This window comes from Microcoleus sp. K1-B1 (assembly GCF_036704705.1).
Lineage (GTDB): Bacteria > Cyanobacteriota > Cyanobacteriia > Cyanobacteriales > Microcoleaceae > Microcoleus.
The window spans coordinates 1-15,679 of sequence record NZ_JAUBSH010000068.1 but is presented as its reverse complement, the minus strand read 5'-3'; the positions used below and the strand labels follow the sequence as shown (position 1 = coordinate 15,679).

At 45.5% G+C, this 15,679-nt stretch carries 10 protein-coding genes; 7 read left to right on the top strand and 3 right to left on the bottom strand.

Annotated elements, in window-relative coordinates:
• Positions 1-304: 304 nt before the first annotated feature.
• Positions 305-1,213: a YihY/virulence factor BrkB family protein gene (locus QUA83_RS21515; RefSeq protein WP_333295691.1), complete on the bottom strand. Its 909-nt coding sequence runs from the start codon at positions 1,211-1,213 to the stop codon at positions 305-307.
• 111 nt (positions 1,214-1,324) lie between these two features.
• Here QUA83_RS21515 and QUA83_RS21510 point away from each other — a divergent pair, with 111 nt between their 5' ends.
• From QUA83_RS21510 to QUA83_RS21495, 4 genes are all read left to right on the top strand, one after another.
• A complete protein-coding gene (locus QUA83_RS21510; protein ID WP_333295690.1) occupies positions 1,325-2,410 on the top strand; it encodes a hypothetical protein in 1,086 nt (361 codons plus the stop codon).
• Positions 2,411-2,773: 363 nt separating this feature from the next.
• Entirely contained in the window at positions 2,774-3,667 is an 894-nt protein-coding gene (locus QUA83_RS21505; RefSeq protein WP_333295688.1) for a CNNM domain-containing protein, read from the top strand.
• 118 nt (positions 3,668-3,785) lie between these two features.
• Positions 3,786-3,983, top strand: coding sequence for a hypothetical protein (locus tag QUA83_RS21500; RefSeq protein WP_006633633.1), 198 nt, complete (start codon positions 3,786-3,788; stop codon positions 3,981-3,983).
• Positions 3,958-4,296: a type II toxin-antitoxin system PemK/MazF family toxin gene (locus QUA83_RS21495; RefSeq protein ID WP_333295686.1), complete on the top strand. Its 339-nt coding sequence runs from the start codon at positions 3,958-3,960 to the stop codon at positions 4,294-4,296. The genes QUA83_RS21500 and QUA83_RS21495 overlap by 26 nt, the downstream gene beginning before the upstream one ends.
• A gap of 48 nt (positions 4,297-4,344) precedes the next feature.
• Here the strand turns inward: QUA83_RS21495 and QUA83_RS21490 are convergent, their stop codons facing one another.
• Together QUA83_RS21490 and QUA83_RS21485 are read right to left on the bottom strand one after the other, a co-directional pair.
• The gene (locus QUA83_RS21490; RefSeq protein WP_333295685.1) at positions 4,345-11,091 is read right to left on the bottom strand and encodes a glycosyltransferase; all 6,747 of its coding nucleotides are present in this window, start codon (positions 11,089-11,091) and stop codon (positions 4,345-4,347) included.
• A 290-nt stretch (positions 11,092-11,381) separates the two neighbouring features.
• Positions 11,382-11,528, bottom strand: coding sequence for a hypothetical protein (locus QUA83_RS21485; RefSeq protein WP_333295684.1), 147 nt, complete (start codon positions 11,526-11,528; stop codon positions 11,382-11,384).
• Positions 11,529-11,578: 50 nt separating this feature from the next.
• On the opposite strand from QUA83_RS21485, the gene ftsH3 reads away from it, so the two are divergent.
• From ftsH3 to QUA83_RS21470, 3 genes are all read left to right on the top strand, one after another.
• Positions 11,579-13,417: an ATP-dependent zinc metalloprotease FtsH3 gene (ftsH3, locus tag QUA83_RS21480; RefSeq protein ID WP_006633639.1), complete on the top strand. Its 1,839-nt coding sequence runs from the start codon at positions 11,579-11,581 to the stop codon at positions 13,415-13,417.
• 889 nt (positions 13,418-14,306) lie between these two features.
• Positions 14,307-14,945, top strand: coding sequence for a bifunctional 4-hydroxy-2-oxoglutarate aldolase/2-dehydro-3-deoxy-phosphogluconate aldolase (locus QUA83_RS21475; RefSeq protein WP_333295683.1), 639 nt, complete (start codon positions 14,307-14,309; stop codon positions 14,943-14,945).
• A gap of 101 nt (positions 14,946-15,046) precedes the next feature.
• Positions 15,047-15,568: a L,D-transpeptidase gene (locus QUA83_RS21470; protein ID WP_333295681.1), complete on the top strand. Its 522-nt coding sequence runs from the start codon at positions 15,047-15,049 to the stop codon at positions 15,566-15,568.
• Positions 15,569-15,679: the final 111 nt, after the last annotated feature.

Here is a 15,679-nt window from a genome sequence, read left to right as displayed (position 1 = left end):
CACCGTTGAAATTGGGGACTGGCAAGGAAACAAATCTCTTTCGGGGCGATCGCAAACTTCAAATTTTTCGGTCATCACCGAAGGGCAGCGACAGGGATCAAGATAAACTGGTTTCAACCATATCCAGTGATACTACTAAGTGTTCCCCCGGTCAAGTTCACGGGCAAATTGGGCGATGGGTTGAGTCTAAAATTTAGTGATTCGACAGGCCTCGCCGTCCCAACTGACATAGGTTTCAAGGTGCTGGCATCCGCCTGACTCAAAAGCGAGCGATCGCATTTTTGTCTATCTAATATTAAGAATTCTACCGGTGTTTGGACCCGGAGGATTCCTCAGCTTGAATGCTGAGCAAATTTTTGCGTTTTGCCAGCATCAGGGAACCGTAGCGGTTAGCCCAAACTTGAGTAAACTCAGCACCTAAGAAGAGAATCTGAGCTGAATAATTGATCCAAAGTAAGATAATCACGAACGAGCCAGCAGCACCGTAGGTAGAGGCAATACCGCTACCTCCGAGGTAAACTCCAATTATAGATTTGCCGATCGTAAACAGCATTGAGGTGATGGCGGCGCCGATCCAAACATCATTCCAGGCAAGATGGACATCGGGCAAAAGTTTGTAAATTAAGGCAAAAAGCAGCGTAACTACGCCAAAGGAGATAGCAAAGTCCACAATCTGCCAAATACCCACTGGTAATTGCAGCCTGCTGTTCAACCAATAGCTGACGGCCGCTAAAACGGCGCTAAGGACTAAAGATACTAGCAGTAAAAAGCCTATGCCTAAAATCATCGCAAAAGACAATACTCGGTCTTTGAGGAATCCCCAGATGCCGCGTCCGGGGGGCGGTGAAACATTCCAAATAGTATTGAGGGCTTCTTTGAGATTCGTAAAAACGTTAGAAGCGCCCCACAAAAGTGTAGCGATGCCGACTATAGTAGCAATCATTCCCGACTTGGGTTCGGAGGCTTTGAGGATGAGTTCTTGGATGGTTTCGGCGCCATCTTTGCCGATTAAACTTTGGAGTTGGGCGACGATTTGACCTTGGGCTGCGTCTGCACCAAACACTAAACCGGCGATCGCAATTACGATAATTAGCAGCGGGGCCAGGGAGAAAACTGTGTAATACGCTAGGGCGGCGGCTAGGGTTGGCGCTCTATCTTCTTGCCATTCAGTAAAAGTTTCTTTGAGTAGCGATATGACTGTTTTTAAGTTCACGGCATTTGGTTTCCTTATACTTATCGTTCAAGGGATTGTAATAGGTTAAGAGTTTTTTAGCCTCGGCCACAAGATAGATTTATCAATTAGCAAATTCGGAAGATTACTTTTATGTCAGATTCCCACACAACTTTTAACACCACCGATGTAAAATTGTCTAAAAAAACAATTTCTTGGGCAAAACTGAGCGCATTAGTAGCGGTGGTCAATTTCTTGCTGGTGCTTTTCCATTTCACTTACCTTCAGTTGCGCCCTGTTTATCAAAGCTATTTTCCGGGTTTAGTTAAAATTTATGACCCGATTAAAGGCATTGATTCAAGTTTGCTAAATCCCGAATATTTTAAAAGTGCTGACCAGTTTTGGCGAATTGATACGTTTTTTATTGGTTTTTTTGGGGCGGAATTTTTGATTAAAAGTCTGTTCCACACCCGCCGTAAACCGGGGGTAACTTGGTTTGATTTTGTGCTGAGGCGCTGGTACGAGGTGTTTCTGGTGATCCCGATTTGGCAGGGGTGGCGGATTCTGCCGGTATTGGTGCGGCTGCACAAGTCGGGTTTGGTGAATCTCGATCGCGTAGTTGCTCAAGTTACCTATGAACCGGTGGCTTATTTAGCCCATACGATGTCGGAATACATGATGGTGCGGTTTATCAATCAAGCTAAAAGTTCGATCAAACAGGGCGACGCGACGCAGATGTTGCTGGCGCAGCAGCCGTACCTTCACGTCAATCAGGAAAATACGATCGAACAAATTACCAAGCGGATTTTAGATCTGACAATTTACAAAGTTTTGCCGCAGGTGCAACCGGATTTGGAAGATTTGCTGCACCACAATTTGGAAACAACAATCAAACAGTCGGATTTCTATCAAATCCTGCAAACTTTCTCTCCGATTAATATTTTGCCTACTGAGATGACGGAACAGCTAGCAAATTATTTGGCTCAAACTGCTGTTGATGTGGTAGCTACTACTTATGAAGACGATAAAGGTAGAAAAATTCTCGATAATTTCAGCCAAGAATTTAATCAAAGTTTACGGCGGGAATTGCAAGATGAGAAAACTCTCGCGGAATTGCAGTCGCTGCTGTCGGATTTGTTAGAAGAAGTGAAGTTGAATTACATTCAAGGCGGGTTGAAGTCCGATCCGGTGCAGACTTTTACGGAAATTAACTCGCTCCGCGGAGTAAGGGAGAGTTGATACAGCAATGAGTTTCAGTGTTGTGAATTAGATTTTTTTTACTCGCATCTTGCACCATTGTCAAGAACAGGCAAGATGCCTGTTCCACAAAAAAATTCATCTCTTGTGGAACAGGCATCTTGCCTGTTCCTAAACAATTAATTAATAATCGTGCAATATCTGAGTTAAAACGAACCACGAAGACGCCAAGGGCGCGAAGGAAGAGAGGAAAAAGAGTTTACAAGTTCTACGGGTAATGTGTGCAATGCACACCTAGGAGTGGGGGTAGTGGGGATATCCGAAAGGTCGGGGGATAAACCTATCTGAGTCCCAAGCTAAAATAAAAGAATGAACATAAAACATCTATCATATTAGATATCTATCTTGAACAACCTTACTTGCCTGGAAATAGAAGTTGCTCAAACAATGCTGAGGCTAGCAATGTTGGTGGGCTTAACACTTTTAATCGCCTTTTTTGTGGCGTCAGAACTAGCATTAGTATCAGCCGATCGCTATCAAATCCGCCAACTTGTCCACTCGGACGATCGCCCAACCGCCAAAACCGCCGAACTCGTCCACCAAGCTCAGAACAACATACCGCATTACCTATCTGTGACTCAAACTGGCACAACAGCAGGGAGTTTGCTGTTGGGTTGGTTGGGTGAGGGAGCGACTGTACACTGGATCGAACCGTGGATCGACAAATTGCCGATCGGTCATTTGCCGGCCGTACTGACTGCTCATTCGATCGCAGTTCCCGTAGCTTTTATCTTAGTAACTTACGTAGAAATAGTCTTAGGAGAACTAATCCCCAAAGTATTAGCAACCCACGCCCCAGAACGCACCGCTTTGCTGCTGATGCCAGCCCTCGAAATCTGCTCAAAATTACTGTGGCCACTGCTAGCAATTCTCAACGGTACCGTGCGGCTGCTGACTGGTTGGATTACCAGTAAAGAGTCTCAACCGCTGCTGACACCTTCCCAGGCCACTCTCGTCCAAAAAGATGCTCATTCGGCACTAATTTCTGGTCTATGGGAAGTGACAGCAGTGAACGAAAAACTTGGGTTAAACCTGCCGACAAACCAAGCTTATCAAACAATCGCCGGATTCGTGATCCACAATTTAGGTAAAATGCCCAATCAAGGCGATCGGCTATTGTGGGGCGAGTTAGAAATAGAAGCAGAAAACGTAGTAGAAGGCAGTTTAGAAATAGTGCTCTTGCGTCAGGTAACTCGCCCCTTATTTGAGACTCAGCAGCCAGAGCTTGTGTTAAATTGATCCTAACTCAGGCTTAAATACTTCCTCAATCTATGTATGTGAGGTTGTAATTAGTCGCTCAGTGCGACAACTTACCAGAAATCTGAAAATTGGATAAAGCACAGTTTATGAGGTGGATATGCTAAAAACACTTTGGGCTACTGTTAGACAAGGGAAAATTGAACTGCTGGAGTTATCAGAATTACCCGAAGGGGCAAAAGTATTAGTAACAGTCTTACCTGATGAAGAAGCTGAGTTTTGGCTTCAAGCCAGTCAAACATCACTAGATACAGTTTGGGATAATACTGAGGATGATGTCTATGCCCAGCTACTCTAAAAATGACATAATTTTGGTTAGATATCCCTTTTCAAACTTGTCTAGTTCTAAGGTAAGACCAGCAATTGTTGTGAGTGCGCCGCACGTATCTCAAGACATTATGATTGTGCCATTGACAAGCAAAACTGCATCCTTACTGGAGGGTGAGTTCGTACTTGCTGAATGGTCAACAGCAGGGTTAAATGTGGCTACAGCAGTCAAGCGAGGTTTGTATACAGTGCATGAAAGCTTGGTTCTAACGACAATTGGCAAATTAGCGGATTCTGATGCTGAGCGACTTGAGCAATCTCTTCGAGGCTGGTTAGGGTTGTAGTGCAGCCATACACTATAATATTGTGTTTTCGATACAAATTACCTCCGTTTACTTCACAGCCACCTTAACTGCACCCCCAACCAACTGCTCGTAATCCTCCAACAACCACTCCGGCAAACAAGTATTCGCATCCTGAACCCGCAACTGTCCTAGGCGACAATACAGCATCGCCGCCAACAAATTATTTACAGCTTTAGGCGCTCCAAACCCTTTACTCAACTCAACAACCAACGATTTAAAAAACTCGCGATCGCTCTCATTCAATGGCTCGTTAATAAACCCGCTGCCCAACATTGCTTTGTAACCCTTGCCAAAATCGCTCCGGTACAGAACTTCTACTTGTTCGCCGGAAACGCTCAGCCACAAATCGGCAATTTGCTTGCGAATATGCCGCAAATCTGCTATTACCAATTCAGCCGTCGGGTCGATTTCATAGAGATTGACGGCAGCAGTTAATTGATTGAGAAACTGCGGCATATAATCTTCTTTGACAACTGTTTGTTCGGTTGTCGCAAATGCGCTTTCAAACACCTTTTCGTAATCTTCCAGCAACCACTGCGGTAAGCGGGTGCGAGCATCGGGAACCCGCATTTTACCCGGAACAAAATACAGCATTGCCCCCAGCAGAGCATTGATAGCTTGAGGCTGCACCAACCCTTTGCTAATGTCGGTCAATTTCTGCAAAAACTGCTGTTCGGCTTCAGTCATCGATTCTGCTTGCAAGCCGCAGCTAAGTATTGCTTGATATCCCTTGCGAACCTCTCCTCGGTAAAAACTTTCGAGTTTCTCTGAAGGAACAGTCAGCCAAAAATCTGCCATTTGTTTTCTGATTTGGCGGAGTTCCAAAACTACCGATTCGTCAGACGGATCGATGCGGTAAAGATTGACGCATCCTAACAGTTGATTCGCAAATTGTGGCGATTGAATGTATTGAGCTAGCAAGTCAGAAGTTGAATCAGACTTGACGGCGGCTTCAGTCTCAAAAACTTGTTCGTAATCCCCAATTAACCAGTGCGGCAAGCGGTTACGAGCGTCGGGAATTCGCATGGTTCCCGGCGGGAAATACAGCATCGCGGCAAGCAAGGCGTTGACAGCTTTGGGATGCACTAATCCTTTGCTAATCTGGGTTAATTGCTGCAAAAACATTTGTTCGCTTTCCATCATCGGTTGACGTTGGAAATCGCTCTTGAGCAGGATTTGATAGCTGTTACCTGAAGTGCTTCTGTAGGCGGTTTCGAGGTTTTCGGCGGGAAGGTTCAGCCAAAAATCAGCGATTTGTTTGCGGATTTGACGCAGTTCGGATATTGCTGAGATGTTGGAGGAGTTTCGTTGGTAAAGCTTGAGGGCATTCGCGAGCATCTCGCCCAAATCTGGCTGCTTGGGAATGCTATCCTGTAAGCTGCGGGATGCTTCCAGGTGGCTGGCTTGCCATTTGCCAAAGAGTTCTTGGAATAATTTGCCGATCGCCCCAGAGTATGCAACACTGTCAAAACAAGCCGGATTAGCTTGCATTTTCTGCTGAATTTTCTGCCGGTAGCGCTGCCGGAGTTCAGGATTAGTGCCGAGAGTAACTGCTAGTTGAATGTAAGATGCTTCGCTATTGGCAATTAAATCGGGCATAGAGAGCGATCGTACCACCGCAGCCCCCATTCTCGATCGCAAAGTATCACCATCCCTGACAACAGTGGGAAGTCCCACCTCTAACGGATCTACAAGTGAAGTAGTCCCCGCATAGGGATAGGAATCCAAATAAACATCCCCCAACTTCAAAACTTCTTTAACATCCGCACGGTTAGGGAAACTCTTCAACACCCGCAAACGATTACTCTCAATGCCATACTTAGCAAAAACGGCTTTCATATTATTCACAAAAGCCCCCCCAGGATAATGATTAGTCCAGCTAGGGCCGAAGGGCATTAAAAACAGCACAGAATTAGGAACAGCCGCCATAATCTTTGCCCATGTTTCCCTTAACTCCGGCACTAGCTTATACAAATTCGCACTCGAAATAAAGACAACCGATTCCTCAGAAATGCCGATACTATTTCTGGTGAAATTAATGTTAGGAGTGTAAGGTTCCAGGGTATAGCTAAAACAGCAGCCAGGCCCGTCAATAGTTGCTAATTCCTCGCGATAATGCTCCTGTCCTTCAGGTGCAGGTTCCATCAACTTACCAGCAATGTAATAGTCAATGTGTCGCATTCCTGTGGTAATGGGAGAATTAAAACAGGTAGTTTGTACCCGCGCCAATCGATGCAACGCCAGTAAACTAATCGGATGAGTAACCGCAGTAATATTGGTAGCAATCAGCAGAATATCTAAGTCATCAGCCCGGATTGTCTGAACTTGACTTGGCAAGTCAGGGGACAGTTTAACGAGTCTGTCAGCGCGACTCTGACAATACTGTTCTAGTTTATTCCCGTCGAGATTGAGAGCGTACAAAATAATTTCAAATTGCTCTCGATTCAGATATTCAAAAGCTGGCAAAGTAGCGAAAGTTTCCGTCATCGCCCCGAAATGTTTAGTCAGCACGCCGACGCGAATTTTCTGCCTGTTTGCAGGTCTAGCCGGAAAAATGCAATCAATCGCAGCGCCACGATTTTTCAAGGTATATTCAATAATATCTGCCCGCTTCGTGTAGATATCCTTGAGATTTTCACTATTGAAGTACAGAGGAATAAAGTTAGCGCTTTGCGTGAAGAACGAGGCGATTTCCTGCCACACTTGTGAGTTTTGGTTCTTGAAGATATTGCTATGCAAATAACTGATCCATCCCTGCACATACCGACAATAATTGTCAGCTTCTCCTATTTCTTGAAAGAGAGTAGGCGCAGCAAACATAAATTTGAGGTAGTCGTTGACAAACCAGTTAGGTATAACTGCATTTTCATAGTTCAGCAGTAACTGATCTGCACGACGATAGAGGGCGGCTGCTAGTAGGTAGTTAATATCTTTGGGATTTTTAACTCCCTGGGAGAGATGCGATGCTAGTCGATCGATAACAGTCTTTTCGGCATCTGTCAGCCCTTCATCTTTGATATTGCTGTTTAGCAGTAGCTGATGCGCCTTACCTGCATCACCGCCATAGGCATTTGCCAGTTGTTCAGCAGGCAGATTCAGCCAATAATTGGCCAGTTGCTGGCGGGATTGGCGGAGGTTAGCGAGGTTGACTTCATTAGCTTGGTCTTTTTGATACTCTCCCACATATTGGGACAGCAAAGTTAAAAATTGTTCGGGTTTGTTAAATTCAACTAATTCATTAGCTATTAAATTGCCGTGTTGCTGCAAAATCTGCTGTGACCAACGCACTTCTTCTGGTTTGTAAAGTTGAGAGTGGAGGTGAATAATTGTGGCTCTCATTAAGTCTAATTTTGGGCGATCTCCAGCCATTTTTTGGGTTCTGCTAGAGCCGTCGCCGTGCTGCCTGTAGTAGAGGTAAGGCTTAGGTAATCGATCGCCTAACCAGCCTTTTTCATAGGCAGAAATCCAAAATTCCCAATCTTCGCATCCCAGCTTCATCACTTTTTTCAACCCGCCTACTTGCTCGTAAATCTCCCTTCTAAAGAGCGAAGTAGCAGGGGCTTGATTGTCTCTCAAAAACCGATTAGCATCAAAGTCACCGTGAACAACTAAATCGCAGTTTGCTCCGAAGTGTTGCACATCTGTATAGACAAAACCAACCTGGGGTTTTGCTAATAAAATTTCCACGCACTCCTCTAAAAATTTGGGATGAATTTTATCATCAGCATCTAGGAATAAAATAAACTTTCCTGACGACTGCTGAACGCCAAGATTTCTCGAATCAGCGGGGCCCGTGTTGGGTTTATCTATGAGGCGAAGCGATTTTTGAGGATACAGTTTAATTAAATATTTTCCGAAGTTGCTGGTATCATCAGTGCTGCCATCATTGACAATTATGCACTCCCAGTTTGGATAAGTTTGACTGACAACACTTTCCACAGCTTCTCTGAGTAAAGTTGCGTGATTGTAGCAGGGAATGATGACGCTGACGAGTGTTTCTGCGGAGGTGCGGTAGGGCATGGCATTTAGTTGTGATGGAGAGATTGAAACAGGTAATGTAGTGGCTGGTTTTACACCTCGGCGGGTGATCCCATATTCATCCCATATTTGCCGAGTTTCTTGCTGCGATATTGGCGATGAATGTTCCAAACCTTGTGGATTTTCGCAGTACAAGCCGAGAATTTCTGGCAAGTGCACAATATTTTCGCTTTTGCCAATCCGCAGCCAAAATTCGTAATCGCCAGCCGCCGTAAATTCGGTTCGGAAATAGCCGTATTTTTCGTGCAGCGATTTTCTCCACATCGGCTGGGGGCCAATAATACAGCGCCGTTCGAGTTCGCTGTAGTCAAAGGCTGGCCAATTCCAGCGCTTTCCTGCTTGGGTTTTGACAAAAGTATCGTTCGCTGTGTTGGTGATTAATTGGTCAGCATAAACCAGACTTACTGGAGCATTTTCATCCAAGTATTTCGCCATGATTTCTAGGGCATCGGGGCGGTGTCTGTCATCGGTATTAGCATTAGTCATGTAAGCTCCGCGCGACATCTTAATGCCTCGATTCCAGGCTGCATATAATGTCTCGCGTTCAGAAGTGCGATCGTACACAATATTCGGATATTTCGCTTGAAATTCCCGCACAACAGACTGTTCATTTTCTTGGGAACCGCTGTCAATTACTATGATTTCGAGTTGACCTTGTTTGTACAGCGTTTGCTCTACCAAGTCCTGCAAGCAGCCTCGGATAAATTTTTCGGAATTGTAAGTAGAAACGATCGCAGATACTTTAAAAGCCGACGGGACAGGCTGGGAGTTCTCACCATTCCCTAATTCCCCCTGCAAGGCTGCATCAGTTGGCTGTTGAATGGAAGCATTCTCCGAATGTGCGCGCTCAGCTACTTGAACCAAAACTGAGCTAACAATTGCAGCCATTTTCGACCACGAAAACTTCTTAGCTTGCTCTAACCCCGCCACAATTAATGAGTTGCGGACACCGGGATTCTGTATTTCCCGCAAAGCATTGACAAGCCCAATAACATCATCCCCGTTTACATAAACCGCTGCTTTTCCTGCTACTTCAGGAATCGAACCGTTTGGACAGGTGATGACTGGACAACCGCAAGCCATCGCCTCAACGACTGGCAACCCAAAGCCTTCATATTTCGACGGATAAACTAACACTGAAGCACCAGAATAAGCAGCTTTCAGTTCGCTGTCGCTTAGTTGCAGGGTGTGGACAGTATTCCCAGAACAGTACAATTTCAGCTCTGGTTCTAATACAGGTTTGCCACCTGCACAGACTATATCAAAGTCAAACTTGTTAGCAAGTTGAGAAAAGGCTTTGAAGAATAATATCCCGTTCTTGTAACCATGCCAGCCTACCCTTTCGCCTACCAAAAGAAAATAGGGCTTGGTAATGCTATATTTTGACTTAAAGCCTGAAATTTCTTCTCTATCGGCTGGCGAAAAATTGGCATCAATGCCACAGTGCGCTACAGCGACAGAATTTGAAGAAATCTGCGGAAAAACCTTTACTAAATCGCGGGCTGTGTTTTCGGAAATGGTGATGTAGGCCGAGGCGTGGCGAATACCGCAATGCTTTTCTCTCCACTCGGAATGACCAATATTTTGCCCCATCAACTCTGGAATCATGTCGTAGGCCATGAATACCGATCGCGTTGACAAAGGCGTTGTATAATAAGTAGAAATAAATAAATCGGCTTTTTCTTGATCGCAGATTTCCTGTAGCATTTGGCGGTCTGCATCGGTTTTGCTGTAGTCGTAGGGGGCTACATTCCGGTACTGAATGCCGGGAATTTTGGGGGCGGTTCCCGCTCTGTCAAGAACTATAATTTGTTTGGCAAAACCATTTTCTGCCCAGTTTTCTAGCAGCGATTTCCAGACGCGACCAATGCCAGTGCTGTTGAGCTGAAAAAATACGCCGTCTATAACAATTTTTCTACTTGTTTTAGGAGGTATGGCTGCGGGAGTTGTCATTGATTTGCGGTTCTCTCTGTCTGCGATTTTTCTCAGGGCTTCCTCGTAATCCTGTTGGAGTAAGGAGGGTTTTTTTAATTCCGGCTCTTTGTAAGATGATAAGCTTTGAAAAAGTTGAGGCTGAATTTCCTTGTCTGAAAAAATATGCAAAGAATCGCCGTTAGAGTAAAAGTTTAAATTAAATTTTTCGGCAATTATCGAGAGTGCCTTGCTGGTATAAATAGAAATGTGCTGACCTTCATCTAGCGCATAGTACCACCATTCGCTGGGCTTGGGATTGTTGGCTGGCAGCAGTTTGGTACTGAATAAAATATTGCGGGAAAATTTGAAGATTTTTTGGATATCCTCCAGCGGCTTAACAAAATGCTCAAATACTTCAAAAGCTGTCACTAATTCGTAGCTGGAGCTGCTGTTTTCGCCTGCCTCAAATCCTTGAGAAAATATATTCTTGCAATATTTATCGTGCCAATAAAAATCAAATCCAAAATCTCTCATCATCCGAACAAATACACCGTAGCCACCTCCATAGTCTAAAAATTTAGCGTTGTGATTAAATAAATTAAAAATAATATTATTGGTGGCGTTTGAGAACATCGTGCTTCTCGATAACATTCCCACGTCGCTGCTAGCTATGGCTTCTGAATAAGCCTTATCAAGCCAGTAGGGTTCTTCTGTTTGAACAAAGCCGCAATTGGAGCATTGAAAATACTCGACGTTATATTTTTTTAGTACCCTAGCGACAGAAAAGGTGTTGGTTGGAGAATCACAAATATTGCACTTCATTTTGATTATTTAAACTTACAAAGTTATTCAAGTAACTGCCTGTGTTGGAATGCCGAATATTTCTGAGACTTAACTAATTTTCTAATAGTCCTAAGTGATTGCAGTGCGATCGGCTAGATTGTTTTAATGCTGACGCTTGAACTCTTCGGACGGTTCCTCAAGGGTTTACCATATGGCTTGTGAATAAACAGGAACATCCCACAACAATGTTGCCCTGACTCAGATATCTTATCAGGAGTCAGCTCCCTAAAAATTACTTCGACTAAAGGCTTGACAAAGTTTAATTCATGCTATAGGGAACTCGTGAGTACAGCACCCGCATCTCCTGACCAAGCCCAGGGCAGTTCGGTTTCCACCACCTCAGACAGCAGATCGCCCTTGCCGGGATTCCTCACCCCACAAAAACAAGTTATAATTACGTTAAGATTGATGAACATAAATAAAAATTCCCAGATCACAGGGACTAAAAATTAGGAGATCGACCTCGGTGAATAAACGCTGGAGAAACGCTGGCCTGTACGCACTTCTGGCTATTGTAGTCATTGCCTTAGCAACCGCATTTTTTGATAAACAGCCCCCAAGCCGGGAAGTCTGGAAGTATAGTCAATTCATTCAGGAAGTCGAAGGCAAGAGAGTAGACAAAATAAATATCAGTTCCGATCGCAGCAAAGCCCTCGTCACGGCTCAGGACGGCAACAAGGTACTCGTTAACCTGCCGAACGACCCAGAACTGATCAACATCCTGACCAAAAATAACGTAGATATTTCAGTTCTGCCCCAAAGCGACGAAGGCTTCTGGGTAAAAGCCCTCAGCAGCCTGTTCTTCCCGATTCTGCTTTTGGTCGGACTGTTTTTCCTGGTGCGGCGCGCGCAAAACGGGCCCGGCAACCAAGCCATGAACTTCGGCAAATCCAAAGCTAGAGTCCAAATGGAGCCACAAACTCAGGTGACTTTCGGCGACGTGGCAGGCATCGAACAAGCCAAGCTAGAGCTCGCAGAAGTCGTGGACTTCCTGAAAAATGCAGACCGCTTCACCGCAGTCGGAGCAAAAATCCCCAAAGGCGTGCTGCTGGTCGGCCCTCCCGGAACTGGCAAAACCCTGCTGGCAAAAGCAGTGGCTGGAGAAGCAGGCGTTCCCTTCTTCTCGATTTCCGGTTCAGAATTTGTGGAAATGTTCGTGGGTGTGGGTGCTTCCCGCGTCCGCGACTTGTTTGAACAAGCTAAATCTAACGCTCCTTGTATCGTATTTATCGATGAAATTGACGCGGTAGGCCGCCAGCGGGGCGCTGGTTTGGGCGGTGGTAACGACGAACGGGAACAAACCCTGAACCAGTTGCTGACAGAAATGGACGGCTTTGAGGGCAATACTGGCATCATTTTGATTGCTGCCACGAACCGCCCCGACGTGCTCGATGCGGCGCTGCTGCGTCCGGGTCGCTTCGATCGCCAAGTTGTAGTCGATCGCCCCGACTTCGGAGGCCGCCTAGAAATTCTCAACGTTCACGCCCGCGGCAAAACTTTGTCGAAAGACGTGGACTTGGAAAAAATCGCCCGCCGGACACCCGGTTTCACCGGTGCGGATTTGTCCAACCTACTCAACGAAGCAGCAATTTTAGCCGCCCGCCGCAACTTGACCGAAGTCTCGATGGATGAAGTCAACGATGCGATCGACCGCGTGCTCGCAGGCCCGGAAAAGAAAGACCGCGTGATGAGCGAAAAGCGCAAAACTTTGGTAGCTTACCACGAAGCCGGTCACGCTTTAGTGGGCGCGCTGATGCCCGACTATGACCCCGTGCAGAAAATTAGCATTATCCCCCGCGGCCGCGCTGGCGGTTTGACTTGGTTCACACCCAGCGAAGATCGGATGGATTCTGGCTTGTATTCTCGGTCTTACTTGCAAAATCAAATGGCGGTAGCTTTGGGCGGCCGCATTGCTGAAGAAATTGTCTTCGGCGAGGAAGAAGTAACGACTGGGGCGTCAAACGACTTGCAGCAAGTGGCAAGAGTAGCGCGGCAAATGGTGACTCGCTTCGGAATGAGCGATCGGCTAGGCCCTGTAGCTCTCGGTCGCCAACAAGGCAATATGTTCATGGGTCGCGATATCATGGCTGAACGTGATTTCTCCGAAGAAACCGCAGCGACGATCGACGATGAAGTGCGTTTGTTGGTAGAGCAAGCTTACCGTCGCGCTAAAGATGTACTCGTCGGCAACCGCCACGTCCTTAATGCTTTGGCAGATATGCTAGTTGAAAAGGAAACTGTGGATGCGGATGAATTGCAAAATTTGTTAGCTAATAGCGATGTGAAAATGGCGACGATCGCCTAATCAATTTTGGATTTTGGATTTCAAATTTTAGATTAAATCTAAAGTTTGAAATAAATAATTGGGGTGATTCTGGGATTGTCTGGAATCTCCCCGATTTTTTTATGAGTGCGATCGATCGATTTTAAATTTTAAATTTTGGATTTGAGATTTAATCTAAAGAATGACCAAGCAATCAGACATTCAACATACGCTTTTCCTCAAGCTGGGGCTTAAATTATTCCCAGGGAAATCTTCTTTGATCTTTTCTATATTCAATAATCCGACAGTCGTCAACATTCTCCCAGATCTCGTCTGGGTAATGGAAGTCAAGCAGCACCAAGACTTTTTAGCCTTGAGACTCAACTAATATCAAATCCGTTGGCATCGTCCTGTATTCATCTCTCGGGAGCATCTCATATTTGTAAAAACACTTCTTCTGGCTCCTTCCTTCTTCCTCTTTCCTTCTTCCTCTTTCCTCCTGCCTCCTGCCTCCTGCCTCCTGCCTTAAAACTCCAATTTCTAGCTTAACTGCAAAAGTGAGATGCTCCCCATCTCTCTCTTCCCTTTCTCTGTATCCTCTGTGTCCTCTGCGGTTTCATCATTCCGATACAACAGGAATTGATATAAAAACTGAAAGTCTGTCGGTTCGCCGCATTCAGCCAGCACGTCAGCTCAAAAATCTCTGTGGTTTTTGAGGTCAACAATTGCAGCGGTTTTGTTGCCTAGATTGTCCGTTAAAAATTGAACGCCGCACATATTGTAATTGGCCATATATCGAAGTTAGAAACCTGTATTAAAATTAGAGGCGAGTCAGAATGATATGAGTTTCAAATTTGGGATCTGCCCAATTTAAAATCCTTCGACTGAGCACGCCGAATTCTCAAATCTCAAATCTCAAATCTAAAATTGTATGAATCATCAATCTTGGTTGACAATACTAAAAAAACACCGCGCGATCGCAGTCATCCGTTCCTCCGAAAAAGAACTCGCTCGGCAGATGGCAAAAGCGGTAGCAGCAGGCGGAATCCAGTTTATTGAAATTACTTGGAATACCCACAAAGCGGCTGAATTAATTGCCGAACTCCGCTCCGAATTCCCTACTTTTAGTATTGGCACCGGCACTTTATTAAACTTAGAAGAGTTGCAGCAAGCAATAGAATGCGGCGCTCAATTTCTATTTACGCCGCACACCGATTTAACTATGATTAAAATAGCAGTTGATGCCGGAGTGCCGATCGTCCCCGGTGCTTTTTCTCCCACGGAAATTGTAACCGCGTGGCAAGCAGGCGCTACCTGCGTTAAAGTGTTTCCGATATCGGCTTTGGGAGGCGCGGCTTACCTGAAAAGCCTGCAAGGCCCCCTGGGAAACATTCCTTTAATTCCCACTGGCGGGGTGACGCTGGAAAATGCCAAAGTATTTATTGACGCCGGGGCGATCGCCGTTGGTTTAGCCGGAGACTTATTTCCTAAACACTTAGTGGAAAATAGCGATTGGCGTGCGATCGTCCAAATTGCCCGAACTCTTACCAAAAACTTAACAACTTGTTAAGTCCCGTTTCCAAATCCAACATTTTAAATCTAAAATCTAAATTAGGACAAGCCAATCTAAAATCTAAAATCTAAAATCTAAAATAGTACGAGGTGTGAGAAATGAACAGCATTATCAACTCAACTTACTTCCGCCGCGCTGGAACTTTCTGTGCCGGGTGCGCCCTAACAGTTGCTGCATTCTGCGGCGGTTCAATGACCGCATTTGCCAGCGAACAACACGACATAATTGCCAATAAAATTATGCTGTTGCAGCAATCCAGCGAACGCTGGATTGAAATAGATTTATCCAGACAAAGGTTAATAGCTTGGGAAGGAAATACACCCGTTTACGCGGTGATTATTTCCAGTGGCAAATCATCAACTCCCACCCGCACGGGAACCTTTGCCGTTGAAACCAAACACCGCGTTACTAGAATGACTGGGCCGGACTACGACGTGCCCGACGTTCCCTATACAATGTATTACGACGGAGGCATGGCAATTCACGGCGCTTACTGGCACAATTTGTTTGGCAATCCCGTTACTCACGGCTGCACAAATGTCGCTGTCAATCACGCTAAATGGCTATTTGAATGGGCCTCGGTAGGAACACCCGTGGTGGTGCACAAATCTCAGGTTTAGGGCATGGGGCATGGGGAATTGGGCATGGGGCTTGGGTTAACTAACAGTGTATAGTTTTCTAACAAACGCTAACATTTAACCACAAATGCCGTAAAATGAGCCAATGGCATA

Bases quoted from the DNA above. Each gene is read 5' to 3' on its own strand.
- QUA83_RS21485 (WP_333295684.1), bottom strand. From the start codon at position 11,528: ATGTTCATCAATCTTAACGTAATTATAACTTGTTTTTGTGGGGTGAGG.
- QUA83_RS21475 (WP_333295683.1), top strand. From the start codon at position 14,307: ATGAATCATCAATCTTGGTTGACAATACTAAAAAAACACCGCGCGATC.
- QUA83_RS21510 (WP_333295690.1), top strand. From the start codon at position 1,325: ATGTCAGATTCCCACACAACTTTTAACACCACCGATGTAAAATTGTCT.
- QUA83_RS21495 (WP_333295686.1), top strand. From the start codon at position 3,958: ATGATGTCTATGCCCAGCTACTCTAAAAATGACATAATTTTGGTTAGA.
- QUA83_RS21470 (WP_333295681.1), top strand. From the start codon at position 15,047: ATGAACAGCATTATCAACTCAACTTACTTCCGCCGCGCTGGAACTTTC.
- QUA83_RS21490 (WP_333295685.1), bottom strand. From the start codon at position 11,091: ATGAAGTGCAATATTTGTGATTCTCCAACCAACACCTTTTCTGTCGCT.
- QUA83_RS21500 (WP_006633633.1), top strand. From the start codon at position 3,786: ATGCTAAAAACACTTTGGGCTACTGTTAGACAAGGGAAAATTGAACTG.